The sequence below is a fragment of the Bacillus sp. LR--39 genome (assembly GCF_053613335.1).
Window position 1 is genome coordinate 1 of sequence record NZ_JBSIOT010000833.1, and the last position, 726, is coordinate 726.

The 726-nt window shown below is 44.8% G+C and carries 1 protein-coding gene; it reads right to left on the bottom strand.

Going from position 1 to position 726, the window contains the following annotated elements; all coding sequences use genetic code 11:
- Nucleotides 1–75 precede the first annotated feature (75 nt).
- On the bottom strand, nt 76–726 hold a 651-nt coding region (locus ACWHAR_RS26860; protein ID WP_452088399.1), incomplete at its 5' end, for an alpha/beta hydrolase family protein.

Genomic DNA, 726 nt, shown 5'->3' on the forward strand with positions numbered 1-726 from the left:
ATTAAATTCAATAGGCATTCCCAAAGTGAAATCCCCTTTCGTTCTCTTTTTTCTTTATCATAACATATTTCACTGTCAGCGGTTTTTCATCCATTGTGTGAGCTGCCGTACGATACGCCTGTTTTCTTTTGGCGGGAAATAATGTGTGAATGTACTGTAGTACCAAGTCTCCACCGGCTTATGCAGTTGTTTTAGCTTCTCTTCAAATAAATAGGAATGCTGAATCGAAACATTTTGGTCTTTTTCTCCATGGATTAACAGCACGGGAGCCTGAATTTTGTTTACTTGGTCAAACGGTGTCCTCCATTGATATTCCTCAGGCACCTTTTTCGGTGTTCCGCCGATGACTCTTTTCATCATTCGCCGCAAATCCTGCCGCTCCTCGTATGTAAGAATCATATCACTGACGCCTCCCCAGGAAACAAATGAAGCTGCCTGCCTGCCCATTTCGATAGCAGTAAACATTCCCATAATTCCGCCGCGGGAAAAGCCGAAGATGTGGACTTTATCCTTCTTGACATTTGGGTGCTGCTGAAGCAGGCGAAAAGCAGAAAATGCATCCTCCCTGTCTTCTCCGGCAAAATCCTCATTGCCTTCTCCTCCTTGATTTCCTCTGTAAAAAGGAGCAAATACCACAAACCCTTGGGATGCAAACTGGATAATCCGGCCTGGCCGAACCATGCCCACGCTTTTAATCCCGCCGCGCAAATATAAAAATCCGTCATA